Below are 16,856 nucleotides of genomic sequence, written 5' to 3' on the forward strand. Positions count from 1 at the left end.
CAACAAAAGAACAGGACAAACCTGCCATGTCGCAAGACAAGCGTCAGAACCTTCAGGACACCTTCCTCAACTCGGTCCGCAAGACCAAGACCCCCCTGACCATCTTCCTGGTCAATGGCGTCAAACTGCAGGGCATCGTGACCTGGTTTGACAATTTCTGCGTGCTGCTGCGTCGCGACGGGCAGTCCCAGCTCGTCTACAAGCACGCCATTTCCACCATCATGCCGTCCGCGCCCGTGCAGCTGTACGAACCGGAAGCCGACGAGGACTGAGTTCAGTGGCGAGTGTTGAGTGGCGAGTGGCGAGCGTCAGCCGATGCGCTGACGCCGGCTCGTAACTACATGCGGTTCTGAGCGCTTTACGCTCCTCGACACTCACCACTCGCCACTCCGAGATTCCTTGACCTCCAGACTCATCGACCATTCCGTGCCGCTCATCCGGGCGGTCGTCATCCATCCCGACCTGGGCGAGCGATCGTCCCGGCCGGCACAGGAGCGGCTTGAAGAGGCCTCGGGCCTCGCCCGCGCGCTGGACCTCGACGTCCGCGCCGAAGAGGTCGTGCGGCTGCGCAAGACCACGCCCGCGACCCTGTTCGGCACCGGCAAGGTCGAGGAACTGGCCGCCCTGATCCGCGCCGCCGAAGCCGAGGCCGCCGTCGTCGACGACGACCTGACACCGGTCCAGCAGCGCAATCTGGAAAAGGAATGGGACTGCAAGGTCATCGACCGCACCGGCCTGATCCTCGAGATCTTCGGCCGCCGCGCACGGACGAAGGAGGGTCGGCTACAGGTCGAACTGGCCCGGCTGGACTATGAGAGGTCGCGCCTTGTCCGCACCTGGACCCACCTGGAGCGCCAGCGCGGCGGCACCGGCTCGACCGGCGGCCCCGGCGAGACCCAGATCGAGCTCGATCGCCGTCTGATCGCCGACCGCATCGTCAAGCTGAAGGGCGAGCTGGAAGAGGTGCGCCGCACGCGCGGCCTGCACCGGAAACAGAGAAAGAAGGCCCCGTTCCCGGCCGTCGCCCTGGTCGGCTATACCAATGCCGGCAAATCGACCCTGTTCAACCGGCTGACGGGGTCGGAGGTGCTGGCCAAGGACCTGCTGTTCGCCACCCTCGACACCACCCAGCGCACCATCCGCCTGCCGCAGGGCCGCCCTGCCATCATCGCCGACACCGTCGGCTTCATCTCCGACCTGCCGCACGAACTGGTCGAGAGCTTCCGCGCGACCCTGGAGGAGGTGGGCGAGGCCGACCTGATCCTGCACGTCCGCGACATCGCCTCGGCCGACACGGCCGCCCAGGCGAAGGACGTCGAGGCGGTCCTGAAACAGATCGAACAACCCCCCAATCCTGATGGAACGGCGAAACCCCGCCGCATCCTCGAGGTCTGGAACAAGACCGACCTGCTGGACCCCGAGGCCCGCGAGGCCGTCGAGGGCCAGGCCGCCCGCTCCGGCAACACCGCCGTCGCCGTTTCCGCCTGGACCGGGCAGGGGATCGAGACCCTGCGCCAGGCCATCACCGACCTGATCGATGACGACCCCGAGACCGAACTGGTCCTGCAGCCCTCACAGGGCGAGGCCCTGGCCTGGCTCTACGAACACGGCCGGGTGACGGCGCGCGATACGGACGATCAGGGGCGGATGCGGCTGACCGTCCGGCTGGACCCGCAGGCGATGGGGCGGTTCGAGCAGAGATTTGGATGAGTTGCTCACCCACAACGCACCTTGCCGCCGAGAATCTCCACCAAGCCTTGGAGCTCGTCGAAATGCCTTGCTAGCTTGGTTTCGCGCGTAAGGAAACCATCATAGAACGTCGCTAAAGCGGCGATTTCCAAGTCTACAATTTGGTTTACCGCTTCCTTGATCTTTTTGCGGTCGGGTTCTCCGTCTTTCACCCAATGCATGAAGTAAATCACTAGAGATAACGCATACCGGTAAAGTGGTGTGTCAATAGCCTTACGAGGATGCAAATCCTCGGGTGCATTTCCATGCTGCAAGGCGAGCCGGGCGCGAAGTGCGAAGCTGAACTTGAGCAGCTTCTCTTGAAGAGCAGGAGAAAGTGGACGTCGTTTCCTGAGCTCCTGCCGGTCCTTCTCGGAAAAATTGCTAGAGATCACGCGACGATACAAACGCATCAAGCCAGGTGCCTTACTCGCGATAGTGGCGCTCTCTTGGGCTGCATCCGCTTGTTTTCTCGCGAAGTGCTGGAGCGCTACCACATCCAATGGAGCTACGACCACAGTGGCGCAGTAGGCCGGGAAATCTTCAGACTGGCGCATGGAGATGGTGGCCTTGGCCGGGTCGTTAGCTGTCCCATCGAAGCTGTAGAGGTCGTAGAACGAATGAGTGACGGAGACCCGATCCCAATTGGCGCATGCCAAAGCAAGAAGGCGGGGGACATTCTGCGCTGCGCGTGCCTTATGAATCTCGATTAGCGTGGCCTCAGAGATGACGATCTCGTTAGAGGGGTCCGCTGCTAGGAAAGCGGCCAACTCTTTGTGGTCGAGCATATTGGTATCGACGAGGTAGCGAGCCATTAATCGCCTTCTTCGGCTAAAGCACAGACCGCGTCGATGGTGCCGTTTGTGAATTCGCGGAACACGTCCTTGCCGGTACAGACTTACTTCCATGATCGCGGTCGCGAGCTCCGCTACCAAGGCCTGCCGAAAGGCGGGCTTCCGGCGGCGCTAGTCGTCGGCGCAGTCTTCACGCCGTTTCGACGACGCCACGTGTGGCCATGATCCCTCCACCGCTTTGCGGTACCCCTCACCATTCGCCAAGCGGAGAACGGGGGAGGAGACATCATCTGACACTGGTCTCCAAGCCACGACCGATTCTGACGCACTCCCATGTCATGCTCCCGCCCATGACCATGCGCCATCAGATCAACCCCGAAGACCTCGACGGTCTCGGCGGCAATATGTGGGACCATATCCGGCGGGAGTATCTGTCGGGGGTCAAGGCGGCGCACATCTGCCAGAAGTGGGGCATATCGCTCAGTTCGTTCCGGATGCATGCGCGGGCCGGGAAGTGGCGGCGGATCGATCAGCCGATCGGCGACGTCCTGCCGGAGGCCGGCGAATTTCATCCCGACGACGAGGTCAGTTTCGCCGACCTCGCCGACCAGGCCTTCCTGAACATCCGCCGCGCCCTGGGCATGGGCCGCGCGTCGGAGGCCTCGACCTGGATGCGCGTCTATGACCGTCTGTGCGACCGCGCCCGCGCCCAGGTCATGGCCGACCTGCCCGACATCGCGCCGCCTGCGATCGCGTCCAGAAGAGAGCCGTTGAGGCTGGTCGCGGACGGGGAGGGGAACCGCAACGTTTTGAATGAGATGTCGGCAGGTTCCGGCACGGACCCGCAGGAATTGGACTCCTTGCACCCGGTTTTTTCGGAGTCCAATCCCGCGACCTGATCCCTCTCCCGCCGGGAGAGGGACAAGACAAAGAAAAACGCCCGGCCATGGCTGACCGGGCGTTGAAATCTCATTCCGGGCTCAAGCAGCGCGACCGCGCGTTAGCCCGACAGGAATGCCTACTTGATCTTGCCTTCCTTGAACTCGACGTGCTTGCGCACGACGGGGTCGTATTTGTTGACGACCATCTTTTCCGTCATCGTGCGGGCGTTCTTCTTGGTGACGTAGAAGAAGCCGGTGTCGGCGGTCGAGTTCAGGCGGATCTTGATTGAGGCGGGCTTGGCCATCGGAAATTACCTTTGCGACGGCGGGGAAGCCGTGAAAATAAGAGGCGCGGAACATACTCAGCGCGCCCGGCAAGTCAACGCCGTTTCTGAACCCCTTGACCACACCCCTTGACCCCTCGGCCCCGCCCGCGTAAACGCGCCGGACTTTCGAGGCGGGGCCTGCCCCATCCTGATCGTGACAATTGAACGGACGGGCTGTGCCCGCCGGAACGCCCGAAGCGCGCGTTCCGGTTTTTTCGTTTGGGTCACGGATCCGGTCTCGAACGATCCCGGGCGTCTCCGTCGGAGACGTTCAAAAGAAGGAAACCGAGGCGCCCCGGCCGACAGGCACACGCCTCCATCAGAAGTCGAGACTGTCTTTAATGCCTACGATCAACCAGCTGATCCGCAAGCCCCGCAAGCCCAAGCCCGTGCGCAACAAGGTGCCGGCCCTGGAAGGCTCGCCCCAGCGCCGCGGCGTCTGCACCCGCGTCTATACGACGACCCCCAAGAAGCCGAACTCGGCTCTGCGTAAGGTCGCCAAGGTCCGTCTGGCCAAGTCCGGCTACGAGGCCGTGTGCTACATCCCCGGCGAGGGTCACAATCTGCAGGAGCACTCTGTGGTTCTGATCCGCGGCGGCCGCGTGAAGGACTTGCCCGGTGTCCGCTACCACATCCTGCGCGGCGTGCTCGACACCCAGGGCGTGAAGGACCGCAAGCAGCGCCGTTCGCACTACGGCACCAAGCGTCCGAAGTAAGGATCAGCGCATGGCGTCCCGTTCACGCACCTTCGGCATGACCTTCTGGGTCGCGGTCACTCTGGTGGTCATCGGGGGTTACATCGTGGGCAAGGACGCCGCCCTCAGAGATAATGCGCGAGATCAGGTCTCGCGATCGACAACAGAATAGAAGGCCCACCTCATGTCACGTCGTCACCGCGCCCAGAAACGCGAAGTCCTGCCGGATCCCAAATACAAGGATCTGATCGTCACCAAGTTCATGAATTACGTCATGTACGAGGGCAAGAAGGCCGTCGCCGAGAACATCGTCTACGGTGCCTTCGATATCCTGGCCGAGAAGAAGAAGGACTTCGAGCCGGTCCAGACCTTCCACACCGCCCTGGAAAACGTCCAGCCGTCGGTCGAGGTTCGTTCGCGTCGCGTCGGCGGCGCCACCTATCAGGTCCCGGTCGAGGTTCGCCCCGACCGTCGCCGCGCCCTGGCCATCCGCTGGCTGGTCAACGCCGCGCGCAAGCGTGGCGAGAACACCATGACCGAGAAGCTGGCCGCCGAACTGCTGGACGCCTCCAACAACCGCGGCACCGCGGTCAAGAAGCGTGAAGACACCCACAAGATGGCCGAAGCCAACCGCGCCTTCAGCCACTACCGCTGGTAGACGCCTTCAAAGCGTCAAACAGCGACACTATCTAGGCCTATCCGGCGCGGGCGGTTTCCGCTAAATCGCCCGCGCCCGCTTATTCGCAGCATCGACGATCTCCCCGAGGGCGCCCTTCGCGTCCCGAAAAAACTCAAGGCACGCTTTCATGGCCCGCACACACGCGCTCCAGGACTATCGCAACTTCGGCATCATGGCCCACATCGACGCGGGCAAGACGACGACGACCGAGCGGATCCTGTACTACACCGGCAAGAACCATAAGATCGGCGAAGTGCATGATGGCGCAGCCACCATGGACTGGATGGACCAGGAGCAGGAGCGGGGGATCACGATCACCTCGGCTGCGACCACGGCCTTCTGGCAGGGCAAGCGCCTGAACATCATCGACACCCCCGGCCACGTGGACTTCACCATCGAGGTCGAGCGTTCGCTGCGCGTCCTCGACGGTGCCGTGACGGTGCTGGACGGCAACGCCGGCGTGGAGCCGCAGACGGAAACCGTCTGGCGCCAGGCTGACAAGTACAAGGTTCCGCGGATCGTGTTCGTCAACAAGATGGACAAGATCGGTGCCGACTTCGACGCCTCGGTGCAGTCGATCCGCGATCGTCTGGGTGCCAAGGCCGTGCCGATCCAGTTCCCGATCGGCTCGGAAAACACCCTGTCGGGTCTGGTCGATCTGGTCACCATGACGTCGGTCGTCTGGGACAACGACGCCCTGGGCGCCAACTTCACCGTCGGCGAGATCCCGGCCGACCTGATGGACAAGGCCGTCGAGGCTCGCCAGTACCTGATCGACAACGCCGTCGAGCTCGATGACGAGGCGATGGAAGCCTATCTCGAAGGCACCGAGCCCTCGACCGAGGTGCTCAAGAAGTGCATCCGCAAGGCGGTGCTGACCGGGGCCTTCTATCCGATCCTGTGCGGTTCGGCCTTCAAGAACAAGGGCGTGCAGACCCTGCTCGACGCCGTCGTCGACTATCTGCCGTCGCCCATGGACATCCCGCCGACCCCGGGCATCGACTTCAAGACCGAGGAGCCCGTCGTGCGGAAGGCCTCGGATGACGAGCCCCTGTCGATCCTGGCGTTCAAGATCATGGACGATCCCTTCGTCGGCTCGCTGACCTTCTGCCGCCTGTATTCGGGCAAGATGGAAACCGGGCAGTCCCTGCTGAACTCCTCGCGCGACAAGCGCGAGCGGGTGGGCCGGATGCTGCAGATGCACTCGAACAACCGCGAGGACGTCAAGGAAGCCTACGCCGGCGACATCGTCGCCCTGGCCGGCCTGAAGGAAACCCGCACGGGCGACACCCTGTGCGATCCGCTGAAGTCGCCGGTCATCCTCGAGAAGATGGAATTCCCTGCCCCCGTGATCGAGATCTCGGTCGAGCCCAAGTCCAAGGCCGACCAGGAAAAGCTGGGCGTCGCCCTGGCCAAGCTGGCGTCGGAGGATCCGTCCTTCACCGTCTCGACCGACCACGAGTCCGGCCAGACCATCCTGAAGGGGATGGGCGAGCTGCACCTCGACATCAAGATCGACATCCTGAAGCGCACCTACAAGGTCGAGGCCAACATCGGCGCGCCGCAGGTCGCCTATCGTGAATCGCTGGGCCGCAAGGTCGACATCGACTACACGCACAAGAAGCAGACCGGTGGTACGGGCCAGTTCGCCCGCGTCATGATCACCTTCGAACCCGGTGAGCCGGGCTCGGGCTTCGTGTTCGAGAACTCGATCGTCGGCGGTGCCGTGCCCAAGGAATACATCCCGGGCGTCGAAAAGGGTCTGAATTCCATCAAGGACTCGGGCCTGCTGGCCGGCTTCCCGCTGATCGACTTCAAGGCGACCCTGACGGACGGCAAGTTCCACGACGTCGACTCCAGCGTGCTGGCCTTCGAAATCGCGGCCCGCGCCGCCTTCCGCGAACTGAAGGAAAAGGGCGCGCCCAAGCTGCTCGAGCCGATCATGGCGGTCGAGGTCGTGACCCCCGAGGATTACCTCGGTTCGGTCATCGGCGACCTGAACGGCCGTCGCGGCATGATCCAGGGTCAGGACATGCGCGGCAACGCCACCGTCGTGAACGCCTTCGTGCCGCTGGCCAACATGTTCGGCTATGTGAACACCCTTCGCGGGATGTCGCAGGGCCGCGCCGCCTTCACCATGCAGTACGACCACTACGAGCCGGTGCCGCAACACGTCGCCGACGAAGTGATCAAGAAGTATTCCGCCTAACTAACCCCTGAAATTTTGGATTAAGCCCCCTGTTCAGGGGACGGAGAGAAGAGAATGGCCAAGGAAAAGTTCGAACGTAACAAGCCGCATTGCAACATCGGCACGATCGGTCACGTGGACCACGGCAAGACGACGCTGACGGCGGCGATCACGATGACGCTGGCCAAGGCCGGTGGGGCCAAGGCGATGGCCTATGCCGACATCGACGCGGCGCCGGAAGAGAAGGCGCGCGGCATCACGATCAACACGGCGCACGTGGAATATGAGACGGCCAACCGTCACTATGCCCACGTCGACTGCCCGGGCCACGCCGACTATGTGAAGAACATGATCACCGGTGCCGCCCAGATGGACGGCGCGATCCTGGTGGTGTCGGCGGCCGACGGTCCGATGCCCCAGACCCGCGAGCACATCCTGCTGGCCCGTCAGGTCGGCGTGCCGGCCCTGGTGGTGTTCATGAACAAGGTCGACCTGGTCGACGACAAGGAGCTTCTGGAGCTCGTCGAGATGGAAGTGCGCGAGCTGCTTTCGTCCTATCAGTTCCCGGGCGACGACATTCCGATCACCATGGGCTCGGCCAAGGCCGCGACCGACGGCGTGAACCCGGAGATCGGCGAGCAGCAGGTTCTGGCGCTGATGGAAACCGTCGACGCCTACATCCCGCAGCCGGAGCGTCCGGTCGACCTGCCGTTCCTGATGCCGGTGGAAGACGTGTTCTCGATCTCGGGCCGCGGCACCGTGGTCACGGGTCGCGTCGAGCGCGGCATCGTCAAGGTCGGTGAGGAAGTCGAGATCGTCGGCATCCGTCCGGTCCAGAAGACGACCTGCACGGGCGTGGAAATGTTCAGGAAGCTGCTGGACCAGGGTCAGGCGGGCGACAACGTCGGCGTACTGCTGCGCGGCACCAAGCGCGAGGACGTCGAGCGCGGTCAGGTCCTGTGCAAGCCGGGCTCGATCACCCCGCACACCAAGTTCCTGGCCGAGGCCTATATCCTGACCAAGGAAGAGGGTGGCCGTCACACGCCGTTCTTCACCAACTACCGCCCGCAGTTCTACTTCCGCACGACCGACGTGACCGGCATCGTGCAGCTGAAGGAAGGCGTGGAGATGATCATGCCCGGCGACAATGCCGAGCTGAACGTCGAACTGATCACCCCGATCGCGATGGAAGAGAAGCTCCGCTTCGCCATCCGCGAAGGCGGCCGCACGGTGGGCGCCGGCGTGGTGGCCAAGATCATCGCCTGAGGTGATGGCGCGCTGACGCGAGCGACGCCGTCGCTCGCTGCCTGAGCGCGGATTGAGTTGGAAGAGGCCTCCCGGTGCGAACCGGGTGGCCTTTTTCTTGTGGTGCAACACGCCTCGTGCGGTCCGGTGGCCTGCGGGGCCGGGCTCGGGATAGAAGGCCGGATGCTGTCCCGTCTCTGCATCCTGATGCTCCTGGCCCTGTCGGCCTGTGCGACCCACCCCGGCGCGGTGGATCATGTGCGGTTTGCGCGGGACAGGACCTTCGTGACGGCGGTGACCGACGCGGGCGTCCTCCGGGGCGTGGAAGGGGCGGGCGTGCGCGCCTTTCTGGGCGTGCCCTATGCCGCGCCGCCGACCGGCGACCTGCGCTGGCGAAGCCCGGAACCGGTCGAGGCCTGGAGCGGCGTGCATGACGCGACGCGCATCGGCTCCGACTGCACCCAGGCACTGGGACGCGAGGCCATCCTGGGGGGTGGCGGCGGGCTGGTGGTCGGGTCCGAGGACTGTCTGTTCGTCAATGTCTATCGACCGGCAGGGGAGGCCGCACGCCCCAAGCCCGTCATGGTCTATCTGCACGGTGGAGCCTTCACGATCGGAGCGGGGGCGAACTACGACCCCGGGCGGCTGGCAGTCGAACAGGACCGGGTCGTGGTCACGGTCAACTTCCGGCTGGGCGCGCTGGGGTGGCTGGCGCTGCCGGATTTCGCGGCCGAGGGGGAGGGCGTCGGCGGCAACTGGGGGCTGATGGACCAGCAGGCGGCGCTGCGCTGGGTGCAGGCCAATATCGCGGCCTTCGGGGGCGATCCGGCGGATGTCACCCTGTTCGCGGAAAGCTCGGGGGCCTGGAGCGCCTGCTATCTGATGACCTCGCCGGGGTCGACGGGGCTGTACAGCCGCGTGATCCTGCAGAGCGGGCCGTGTCTGGAGCCGTCGTCGCTGAACGCGGCGGCGGATCAGGCCGAGCCGGGTCTGCGGTTCGCCGCCCGTCTGGGATGCGAGGGGGCCGAGGTGGCCGCGTGCCTGAGGCGGACACCGGCGTGGCGGATCGCGCGGGGAGCCTCGACGCGGTCGGGCATCAACGGGCCAAAATCGTGGGGACCGGTCTATGGCGACGCCCTGGTGCCGCTCAGCCCGCCGCAGGCCTTTGCCAAGGGGGCCTTTACCCGGGTGCCGGTGATCGTAGGGTCGAACACCGACGAGGGGCGTCTGTTCGCCGGAGAAGTGCGCGACAGGGATCGCTACGAGAAGGAGACGCACTGGCTGTACGGGGATGCGGGCTCACGGGTGCTGGAGCGATATCCGGTCGGGGCCGAGGGGCCGGCCGCGGCCATCGCCTGGAGCTTCAGCGACAGCCGGTTCTCGTGTCCGGCAGACGCCCTGCGCCGGCTGCTGGCGCGCCACGTGCCGGTCTATGGCTATGAGTTCGCGGACCGGGATGTGCCCTTCATCCTGCCCGACTGGATCACCGGTCTGGACATGGGGGCCTTTCATGCGAGCGAGCTGGCCTATGTGTTCGGTACCTCGTGGATCTTCACCGACACGAAGCGCTGGACCGCCGGACAGAGGGCCTTGTCCGGGCGAATGATGGCCCTCTGGGCCGGGTTCGGCCACGACGCGGACTTCGAGGCCCGCTGGCCCCGGGTTTCTGAGGGTGGGGGACCGGTCGTGGTGTTCGACCCGGCGGGGGACCGTGTGGACGCCACCTTCCATGACCGCCACCAGTGCGATTTCTGGGGCGGGACGGCTCTGGGACCGGTCGAGCCGGGGGGATAATCGAGGCATCGCTCCCGCCGGTCCATGCGCGTTTACCGTTCCGCACAACCGGCGGCGGGTGCACGCTTGCCCGGAACCGGAAACGGGTGTGTAGGTTCGGATCCTGACGTTAGGATTTTGGTAACTTTCATGCGACGCGCCCTGCATATCGGCCTTTTCATCGGCACCCTGATCGGGGTGTCCGCCTGCGCGACGGTCAATGACGGGCATGGCCCGCAGCGGGGGGCCTATGGTTCTGTGGACGCCGGTCGGACCGGCTGATCACGGCCTGCAAGGAAATCGTGGCGAAAGCGGCCACATTCGTCTAACGATAGGAGGCGGACGCCGACTGTCGCGCCGCGCCGGTCCCACTCCCCCCTAGATGTTACTCATCGCCATCGTCGTCGTTCTGCTCCTCGTGGTGCTCAACGGCCTGTTCGCCGCGACCGAGATGGCGGTCGTTTCGTCCCGGAAATCCAAGCTGCAAAGCCGCGCCGAGCGCGGTGACCGGGGGGCCAGGGCGGCCCTGAAGCTTTCGGAAGACCCCACCCATTTTCTGTCGGCGGTCCAGGTCGGCATCACCCTGATCGGGATTCTGGCCGGTGCCTATGGTCAGGCGGCCATCGCGGGCGAGCTGACCCATATCCTCGAGACCGCTTTCCCGGCCACGGGCCACTATGCCGAGATCGTCTCCACGGCTCTGGTCGTGGTCGGCATCACCTATGTGTCGCTGATCGTCGGCGAACTGGTGCCCAAGCGGCTGGCGTTGATCTTTCCCGAATCGATCGCGGCCAAGATGGCGGCCCCGATCTCGACCGTGGCGATCGTGCTGCATCCCTTCGTGGTGCTGTTGACGGCCTCGACCTCGGCCATCCTGAAGATCATGGGCGTCAAGGATCGCGACGGGTCCGACGTCACCCAGGAAGAGGTCGAGACCATGATCGCCGAGGGCACGGCCTCGGGTCTGATCGAGCCCGAAGAACAGACGATGATCGAGGAAATCCTGCGGCTGGGCGACCGTCCGATCCGGGTCGCCATGACGCCGCGCCACGAAGTCTTCTGGGTCGCCCTGAACGATTCGGAAGCGGTTCTGCGCGAGGAGGTCCGGACCTGCCCCTATTCGCGGATCGTGGTGGCCAGGGAGAACGACGTCGATAACCCGCTGGGCGTCGTCCACAAGAAGGACCTGCTGGACAGCCTCCTCGACAACGGCGAGTTCAATGTCGAAAAACACGTCCAGACGCCGGCCTTCATCCCGCAGTCGACGTCGGTGCTGAAGGCGCTGGAGATCCTGAAGGCATCGAAGGTCCACATGGCCTTCCTGGTCGACGAGTTCGGTGCCTTCGAGGGCGTGGTGACGGCGACCGACCTGCTCGAAATGATCGCCGGCGACTTCGACGAAGGTCATGACGACAAGGAGGCCCTGATCCGCCAGCGAGAGGACGGCACCTGGCTGGTCGATGGCCAGACCGACCTGGACGAGCTGGCCGACGAACTGGGTGAGGACTTCGGCGAGGCGGACGGTTTCCACACCATCGCCGGCCTGGTTCTGCACCAGCTGTCGCGCGTGCCGGATGAAGGTGAAATCCTGCAACTGGGCCGGTTCGAGGTCGAGGTTATCGACATGGACGACCGACGCATCGACAAGCTGCTGTTCAGGCAACTCGTGAACAAGCAGGACGAGGCCGACGCAGTCGCGGCGCACCTGGATCATTGATGTGTTTGAGCGGATAGTCAGTTGGCTTAAACCGACGATGCCTGAAGAAGCTTATCCTAAATCAGTGTGGGGTGGGCTCGTTCGACACTATCGAGGCCAACTGGAAGAACTCGCTTCTTGGTCGAGAGATAACCTAGGCAAGTCGCTTCCTAAAATGACTCGAGGTTCGGAAGCTGAAGCGTGGACTGCAGCATCCTATGGGACCGTTCAGCTTTACGTTAAGCTATTGCCGGCAGATTTCCCGAGCTGGCTAAGTGATTTTGAGGGCCGTAAGGACGACGTCAGCTTGTCTCTATCGCTAGTCTATCCGATCTTTTCGGCGTTTTCAGAGGGGTTGGTCGAAGAGCGAAGGGTCAATCCGGATGCGTTCGATGAAAATCTCAAATCAACTTTGCTGAGCGCCCTAACAGGCTCTTGGCCGCTATTCACTCCCGGTCAGCATGTTGAACTTGCACAGCATGCAAGCCGCCACTTTTCTGATGCAGCACAATACGAAGATGGGCGCAAGTTTCTGAATGAAATCAAAATTGCGGCGACGCTTTGGACTGCGGCGGCTGCCGAAAACAACCAAACTGCGATGGGAGCCACCGAAACATACTTGGCTCAGCGCTTCCTCGATCTGAGAGGGATGCTGAAGGCGTGATCCGGCCTTGAAATGGCACGCCGTGTCAGGCATAGCCCCCGGTCTGGCGAACGGGCGCGTCGCGGGGATCTCCCCACGGCGCGTCTGACTTGTCTAGGAGTTTAGCTCAGCTGGTAGAGCACCGGTCTCCAAAACCGGGGGTCGTGGGTTCGAATCCCCCAACTCCTGCCATTTCCCCCCTGTCGTCGCAGCCTGGGCTTCCCCATCTGCGGGGGCCGGACCAAAGTTCGAAACGAGACCCGTAAGACGATCATGGCCAAGCCACAGTTTCCCGGCCGTCGGACCGGCAATCCCGCTGCCCGTGCCAAGCCGCAGATGGCAACGGCCGCTGCGGCCTCGACCGTCACAGTGGACGCGCCCGCGCCAAAGAAGCGGACCTCGCCCGGCCAGTTTATCAGCCAGGTCCAGGCCGAGGCGCGCAAGATCGTGTGGCCCAGCCGCAAGGAAACCTGGATCACCTCGGTCATGGTTTTCATGATGGTCGCGATCGCGGTCGTCTTCTTCTGGGCGGTGGACACGGGTCTGGGCTTTGCCTCGACCTGGGTTCTGGCCATCGGACAATAAGAAAAAAAGGAAGACGCGCCCCATGACGGATGCAGCGCCCGAAGCGAAAGCCGCCTCGAACCCCCGCCACAAGTGGTATATCGTCCACGCCTATTCGAACTTCGAAAAGAAGGTCGCCCAGCATATCCGCGACCAGGCCAAGCAGCGCGATCTGGAGGAATGCTTCTCCGAGATTCTGGTGCCGACCGAAGACGTCGTCGAGATCCGCCGGGGCCGCAAGGTCAACTCGGAACGCAAATTCTTCCCCGGCTATGTCCTGGTGAAGATGGAACTGACCGACGACGCCTACCACCTGGTCAAGGACACGCCCAAGGTCACAGGGTTCCTCGGAGCCGCTGGCGGCACCAAGCCGCTGCCGGTCAGCGAGCGCGAAGTTCAGGCCATCATCGGTGCGGTCGAGGAAGGCGTCGAGCGTCCCAAGCCCACGATCCGCTTCGACATCGGCGAGACCGTCAAGGTCATCGACGGTCCCTTTGCCAGCTTCGACGGCCAGGTGGAGAGCGTCGACGAGGACGCCGCCCGCCTGCGCGTCGCCGTGTCCATCTTCGGCCGTCCGACGCCGGTCGATCTGGAATACAGCCAGGTCGAGAAGAACGCGGCCTGAGAGCTCGTCTCCTCCCCATCGCCCTTCGGCGATGGGGAGGGGGACCGCCCGCCGCTTTGCGGGTGGTGGAGGGGCTCTTGAAGCCCCGCTGACGTTGCTTGTTTCAAGAACCCCTCCGTCACGACGCTGAAGAAGCGTCGCGCCACCTCCCCATCGCCGAAGGCGACGGGGAGGAGACGGGCGCATTGCTTCGGCCTCGCCATCCTGCTACACGCGCGCCTCCCGTGGCTCCGGCCCCGGGATAAATCCGTGGGAGGCCGCCATGCCGCACCACGGCTCACCGGCCCTGATTGAGTTCAGGGTCATTCACAGGAGAGACCAATGGCCAAGAAGATTCTGGGCTATATCAAGCTGCAGGTGCCGGCCGGTTCGGCCACGCCTTCGCCGCCCATCGGGCCTGCACTGGGCCAACGCGGTGTGAACATCATGGGCTTCGTCAAGGAGTTCAACGCGCGTACCGAGAAGGAAGTGAAGGGCACGCCCCTGCCGACCGTGATCACGGTCTATCAGGACAAGAGCTTCACCTTCGTCACCAAGACCCCGCCGGCCACCCACTACATCAAGCAGGCCGTCGGCATCACCTCGGGCGCCAAGCTGACGGGCCGCGAGACGGTCGGTTCGATCACCCGCACCCAGCTGCGCGAGATCGCCGAGAAGAAGATGAAGGACCTGAACGCCAACGATCTGGATGCCGCCGCGCGCATCATCGAAGGTTCCGCCAAGGCCATCGGCCTGAACATCGTGGAGCGCTAAGTCATGGCCAAGCAAACCAAGCGCATCAAGGCGTTCACTGCCGACACCCAGGCCCTGATGACCGTCTCCGACGCCATCGCGGCCGTGAAGGCCCACGCCACCGCCAAGTTCGACGAGTCGATCGAGATCGCCGTCAACCTGGGCGTCGATCCGCGTCACGCCGACCAACAGGTCCGGGGCGTCGTGAACCTGCCGTCCGGCACGGGCCGTGATGTCCGCGTCGCCGTCTTCGCCAAGGACGCCAAGGCCGCCGAGGCCCTGGCCGCGGGTGCCGACGTCGTGGGTGCCGAGGATCTGTACGAGAAGATCAACGGCGGCTTCATGGACTTCGACCGCGTCATCGCGTCCCCGGACATGATGGCCCTGGTCGGTCGCCTCGGTAAGGTGCTGGGTCCGCGCGGCCTGATGCCGAACCCCAAGGTCGGCACCGTGACCCCGAACGTGGCCCAGGCCGTCAAGGACGCCAAGGGCGGCGCGGTTGAGTTCCGCGTCGAGAAGGCCGGTATCGCCCACGGCGGCATCGGTAAGGCCTCCTTCACCCAGGAAGCCCTGGAAGCCAACGTCCGCGCCTATGTCGACGCCCTGCAAAAGGCCCGTCCGACCGGCGCCAAGGGCACCTATGTCAAGCGCATCAGCCTGTCGTCCACGATGGGCCCCGGCGTGAAGATCGATCCGGCCTCCGTCACGGCCTGATCCCGGCGCGGCCGGACACGAAATGAGGGCGGCGGCCGCAGGGTCGCCGCCCTTTTTCTTGCCTCGCGACCCTCATCGGTGATTGGATGAGTGATCCAACCGGGGGATGGGGCATGAGACATCGACTGGCAAAGCTGTGCGCCCTTCTGGCGCTTCTGGCGGGCGTCGCGATGTCGCCGACCATGACACGTGCCCAGGACCGTGATCTCGACCAGATTACTGGACCCAATGCCCAGGAGCGCCTCGACCTCGCACGCAGACTGGTCGACACCATGCAGGTCGATCAGATGACGGTGATGATGCAGGAAATGATCGCCGAGCAGACCGCATCGCAAGGCTCCAAGGGCGACGGGGTGATCGATCCCCAGACCTACAATCGGGCCATCGCCGGCGCGACCACGCGCGCCATCGATCGGCTGTTCACGGCGATGGCACCCATCTATGCCGACATCTACAGCGTGGAAGAATTGAGAGGGATTGTTGCCTTCTACGAGAGCGATATCGGCCAGGCCGCGTTGAACGGAATGTACGAGGCTGCGCCGAGGATGGCGGCCTTGGCCGCCGACCTGATGCCGGCGATGGCGCGGGAGATCGCGGCCGACATGTGTGCGGAACTGAAGTGCTCTCCCGACGAACTGCGCGAAGCCAAGACGGCGGCCGAAGGGGCGTTGCTAGAAGACTGATCGTCCCTTGCATTTCCGCCGTCTCCCTGTATAGAGCGCGCTCTTCCGTTGAGACCCCGGTCCCGACGGTCCTGTCCGAGAACTTCGGGGTCTGGGGGTCACCCGGGCCATAAATGCTGGAGAGCCCTCCAGCGCCGTGGGGAGATGGGGACGCAAACGACGCACGGTCGGCCCGGTATCCGGGACGGATCCACGTCAGAGCCTCCTTCGGACATCGCTACCCGGCCTGAACGCTTCGCGACGACGCGCGGCGCTTTGGCCAATCTCGGCGTCGGGAATAAGCCCGGCGGCGAAACTCAAGACTGGAGACCGCAATGGATCGCGCACAAAAAGCCGAGTCGATCGAGTCGCTGAAAGGCGTCTTCGCCGAGGCCGGCAGCGTGGTCGTGGCCCACAACCTGGGCCTGACCGTTGCGGAAATGGAAGACCTGCGGGGCCGTCTGCGCACCGCCGGCGGAGCGTTCAAGGTGGTCAAGAACCGCCTGGCGCTGAAGGCGCTCGAAGCGGCTGAAGGCAGCGAGTATCACGGCCTGTTCAAGGGTCCCGTGGGCATCGCATACGCCGAGAACCCCGCGACGGCCGCCAAGGTCTCGACCGAGTTCGCCAAGGGCAATGACCGTTTCGTCATCGTCGGTGGCTTCATGGGCGATACCGTCGTCGATCTGAAGGGTGTGGAGAGCCTCTCCAAACTGCCGACGCTCGACGAGATCCGCGCTTCGCTGCTCGGCCTGCTCAACGCGCCCGCGACCAGGATCGCCGGTGTCGTCCAGGCCCCGGCTGCCCAACTGGCCCGGGTGTTCAACGCCTATGCCACCAAGGAAGCCGCATAAGCGACCTGACTTCCATCTCTGCAATCCCTCTCTAACCAACCCAATCCTCCGAAGGAAAAC

Annotated in this window: 20 protein-coding genes and 1 tRNA gene; 19 read left to right on the forward strand and 2 right to left on the reverse strand. The window is 64.1% G+C overall.

The features are described 5' to 3' along the window. Positions 1 to 26 precede the first annotated feature (26 nt). Positions 27 to 272, forward strand: coding sequence for an RNA chaperone Hfq (gene hfq, locus O3139_RS07800; RefSeq protein WP_013269198.1), 246 nt, complete (start codon positions 27 to 29; stop codon positions 270 to 272). A gap of 127 nt (positions 273 to 399) precedes the next feature. Next, positions 400 to 1,710 (forward strand): GTPase HflX, encoded by a 1,311-nt coding sequence (hflX, locus tag O3139_RS07805; RefSeq protein WP_269513370.1) that lies wholly within the window; start codon positions 400 to 402, stop codon positions 1,708 to 1,710. Between the two features lie 5 nt (positions 1,711 to 1,715). On the opposite strand, the gene O3139_RS07810 is transcribed toward hflX, so the two are convergent. Then, positions 1,716 to 2,543 carry a hypothetical protein gene (locus tag O3139_RS07810; RefSeq protein WP_269513371.1) on the reverse strand — a complete coding sequence of 276 codons (828 nt, stop codon included), beginning with the start codon at positions 2,541 to 2,543 and terminating at the stop codon, positions 1,716 to 1,718. Between the two features lie 329 nt (positions 2,544 to 2,872). Here O3139_RS07810 and O3139_RS07815 point away from each other — a divergent pair, with 329 nt between their 5' ends. Further along, positions 2,873 to 3,421 (forward strand): hypothetical protein, encoded by a 549-nt coding sequence (locus O3139_RS07815; protein ID WP_269513372.1) that lies wholly within the window; start codon positions 2,873 to 2,875, stop codon positions 3,419 to 3,421. Positions 3,422 to 3,540: 119 nt separating this feature from the next. On the opposite strand, the gene rpmG is transcribed toward O3139_RS07815, so the two are convergent. Beyond that, positions 3,541 to 3,708: a 50S ribosomal protein L33 gene (gene rpmG / locus O3139_RS07820; RefSeq protein WP_013269202.1), complete on the reverse strand. Its 168-nt coding sequence runs from the start codon at positions 3,706 to 3,708 to the stop codon at positions 3,541 to 3,543. A gap of 362 nt (positions 3,709 to 4,070) precedes the next feature. Between rpmG and rpsL the strand changes: the two genes are divergently transcribed. The 16 genes from rpsL to rplJ all read left to right on the forward strand — a co-directional run bounded on the left by rpsL (position 4,071) and on the right by rplJ (position 16,796). Continuing rightward, positions 4,071 to 4,445 (forward strand): 30S ribosomal protein S12, encoded by a 375-nt coding sequence (rpsL, locus tag O3139_RS07825; RefSeq protein WP_013269204.1) that lies wholly within the window; start codon positions 4,071 to 4,073, stop codon positions 4,443 to 4,445. A gap of 10 nt (positions 4,446 to 4,455) precedes the next feature. After that, on the forward strand, positions 4,456 to 4,596 hold the full coding sequence (locus tag O3139_RS07830) for a hypothetical protein (RefSeq protein ID WP_269513373.1): 141 nt from the start codon (positions 4,456 to 4,458) through the stop codon (positions 4,594 to 4,596). Between the two features lie 12 nt (positions 4,597 to 4,608). After that, a complete protein-coding gene (rpsG, locus tag O3139_RS07835; RefSeq protein WP_209320530.1) occupies positions 4,609 to 5,082 on the forward strand; it encodes a 30S ribosomal protein S7 in 474 nt (157 codons plus the stop codon). A gap of 148 nt (positions 5,083 to 5,230) precedes the next feature. Continuing rightward, positions 5,231 to 7,312 (forward strand): elongation factor G, encoded by a 2,082-nt coding sequence (gene fusA, locus O3139_RS07840; RefSeq protein ID WP_269513374.1) that lies wholly within the window; start codon positions 5,231 to 5,233, stop codon positions 7,310 to 7,312. 54 nt (positions 7,313 to 7,366) lie between these two features. Continuing rightward, positions 7,367 to 8,557 carry an elongation factor Tu gene (gene tuf / locus O3139_RS07845; RefSeq protein WP_269513375.1) on the forward strand — a complete coding sequence of 397 codons (1,191 nt, stop codon included), beginning with the start codon at positions 7,367 to 7,369 and terminating at the stop codon, positions 8,555 to 8,557. Positions 8,558 to 8,719: 162 nt separating this feature from the next. Further along, positions 8,720 to 10,330, forward strand: coding sequence for a carboxylesterase/lipase family protein (locus O3139_RS07850; RefSeq protein ID WP_269513376.1), 1,611 nt, complete (start codon positions 8,720 to 8,722; stop codon positions 10,328 to 10,330). A 129-nt stretch (positions 10,331 to 10,459) separates the two neighbouring features. Further along, positions 10,460 to 10,591, forward strand: a complete 132-nt coding sequence (locus tag O3139_RS07855; RefSeq protein WP_269513377.1) for a hypothetical protein — start codon at positions 10,460 to 10,462, stop codon at positions 10,589 to 10,591. Positions 10,592 to 10,691: 100 nt separating this feature from the next. Further along, on the forward strand, positions 10,692 to 12,026 hold the full coding sequence (locus O3139_RS07860) for a hemolysin family protein (RefSeq protein WP_269513378.1): 1,335 nt from the start codon (positions 10,692 to 10,694) through the stop codon (positions 12,024 to 12,026). A 37-nt stretch (positions 12,027 to 12,063) separates the two neighbouring features. Next, positions 12,064 to 12,669: a hypothetical protein gene (locus O3139_RS07865; protein ID WP_269513379.1), complete on the forward strand. Its 606-nt coding sequence runs from the start codon at positions 12,064 to 12,066 to the stop codon at positions 12,667 to 12,669. 95 nt (positions 12,670 to 12,764) lie between these two features. Next, a tRNA-Trp gene (locus tag O3139_RS07870) sits at positions 12,765 to 12,840 on the forward strand. Positions 12,841 to 12,921: 81 nt separating this feature from the next. Then, positions 12,922 to 13,233, forward strand: a complete 312-nt coding sequence (gene secE / locus O3139_RS07875; protein ID WP_269513381.1) for a preprotein translocase subunit SecE — start codon at positions 12,922 to 12,924, stop codon at positions 13,231 to 13,233. A 22-nt stretch (positions 13,234 to 13,255) separates the two neighbouring features. Continuing rightward, positions 13,256 to 13,837 (forward strand): transcription termination/antitermination protein NusG, encoded by a 582-nt coding sequence (gene nusG, locus O3139_RS07880; RefSeq protein WP_269513382.1) that lies wholly within the window; start codon positions 13,256 to 13,258, stop codon positions 13,835 to 13,837. A gap of 321 nt (positions 13,838 to 14,158) precedes the next feature. Next, a complete protein-coding gene (gene rplK, locus O3139_RS07885) occupies positions 14,159 to 14,590 on the forward strand; it encodes a 50S ribosomal protein L11 (RefSeq protein WP_013269214.1) in 432 nt (143 codons plus the stop codon). A gap of 3 nt (positions 14,591 to 14,593) precedes the next feature. Next, positions 14,594 to 15,283 carry a 50S ribosomal protein L1 gene (rplA, locus tag O3139_RS07890; RefSeq protein WP_269513383.1) on the forward strand — a complete coding sequence of 230 codons (690 nt, stop codon included), beginning with the start codon at positions 14,594 to 14,596 and terminating at the stop codon, positions 15,281 to 15,283. A gap of 170 nt (positions 15,284 to 15,453) precedes the next feature. Beyond that, the gene (locus O3139_RS07895) at positions 15,454 to 15,966 is read left to right on the forward strand and encodes a DUF2059 domain-containing protein (RefSeq protein ID WP_269513385.1); all 513 of its coding nucleotides are present in this window, start codon (positions 15,454 to 15,456) and stop codon (positions 15,964 to 15,966) included. Positions 15,967 to 16,280: 314 nt separating this feature from the next. Beyond that, a complete protein-coding gene (rplJ, locus tag O3139_RS07900; protein WP_209320539.1) occupies positions 16,281 to 16,796 on the forward strand; it encodes a 50S ribosomal protein L10 in 516 nt (171 codons plus the stop codon). The last annotated feature ends 60 nt before the right edge of the window (positions 16,797 to 16,856 follow it).

Source organism: Brevundimonas subvibrioides (assembly GCF_027271155.1).
Classification (GTDB): Bacteria; Pseudomonadota; Alphaproteobacteria; order Caulobacterales; family Caulobacteraceae; genus Brevundimonas; species Brevundimonas subvibrioides_D.

What these genes read in the sequence shown, in the direction of transcription:
- rplK (WP_013269214.1), top strand. Translation starts at nt 14,159, where the DNA reads ATGGCCAAGAAGATTCTGGGCTATATCAAGCTGCAGGTGCCGGCCGGT.
- fusA (WP_269513374.1), top strand. Translation starts at nt 5,231, where the DNA reads ATGGCCCGCACACACGCGCTCCAGGACTATCGCAACTTCGGCATCATG.
- nusG (WP_269513382.1), top strand. Translation starts at nt 13,256, where the DNA reads ATGACGGATGCAGCGCCCGAAGCGAAAGCCGCCTCGAACCCCCGCCAC.
- O3139_RS07855 (WP_269513377.1), top strand. Translation starts at nt 10,460, where the DNA reads ATGCGACGCGCCCTGCATATCGGCCTTTTCATCGGCACCCTGATCGGG.
- secE (WP_269513381.1), top strand. Translation starts at nt 12,922, where the DNA reads ATGGCCAAGCCACAGTTTCCCGGCCGTCGGACCGGCAATCCCGCTGCC.
- rplJ (WP_209320539.1), top strand. Translation starts at nt 16,281, where the DNA reads ATGGATCGCGCACAAAAAGCCGAGTCGATCGAGTCGCTGAAAGGCGTC.
- O3139_RS07850 (WP_269513376.1), top strand. Translation starts at nt 8,720, where the DNA reads ATGCTGTCCCGTCTCTGCATCCTGATGCTCCTGGCCCTGTCGGCCTGT.
- O3139_RS07860 (WP_269513378.1), top strand. Translation starts at nt 10,692, where the DNA reads ATGTTACTCATCGCCATCGTCGTCGTTCTGCTCCTCGTGGTGCTCAAC.
- hfq (WP_013269198.1), top strand. Translation starts at nt 27, where the DNA reads ATGTCGCAAGACAAGCGTCAGAACCTTCAGGACACCTTCCTCAACTCG.
- O3139_RS07830 (WP_269513373.1), top strand. Translation starts at nt 4,456, where the DNA reads ATGGCGTCCCGTTCACGCACCTTCGGCATGACCTTCTGGGTCGCGGTC.
- rpsG (WP_209320530.1), top strand. Translation starts at nt 4,609, where the DNA reads ATGTCACGTCGTCACCGCGCCCAGAAACGCGAAGTCCTGCCGGATCCC.
- O3139_RS07815 (WP_269513372.1), top strand. Translation starts at nt 2,873, where the DNA reads ATGACCATGCGCCATCAGATCAACCCCGAAGACCTCGACGGTCTCGGC.
- tuf (WP_269513375.1), top strand. Translation starts at nt 7,367, where the DNA reads ATGGCCAAGGAAAAGTTCGAACGTAACAAGCCGCATTGCAACATCGGC.
- O3139_RS07810 (WP_269513371.1), bottom strand. Translation starts at nt 2,543, where the DNA reads ATGGCTCGCTACCTCGTCGATACCAATATGCTCGACCACAAAGAGTTG.
- O3139_RS07865 (WP_269513379.1), top strand. Translation starts at nt 12,064, where the DNA reads ATGCCTGAAGAAGCTTATCCTAAATCAGTGTGGGGTGGGCTCGTTCGA.
- rplA (WP_269513383.1), top strand. Translation starts at nt 14,594, where the DNA reads ATGGCCAAGCAAACCAAGCGCATCAAGGCGTTCACTGCCGACACCCAG.
- rpsL (WP_013269204.1), top strand. Translation starts at nt 4,071, where the DNA reads ATGCCTACGATCAACCAGCTGATCCGCAAGCCCCGCAAGCCCAAGCCC.
- O3139_RS07895 (WP_269513385.1), top strand. Translation starts at nt 15,454, where the DNA reads ATGTCGCCGACCATGACACGTGCCCAGGACCGTGATCTCGACCAGATT.
- rpmG (WP_013269202.1), bottom strand. Translation starts at nt 3,708, where the DNA reads ATGGCCAAGCCCGCCTCAATCAAGATCCGCCTGAACTCGACCGCCGAC.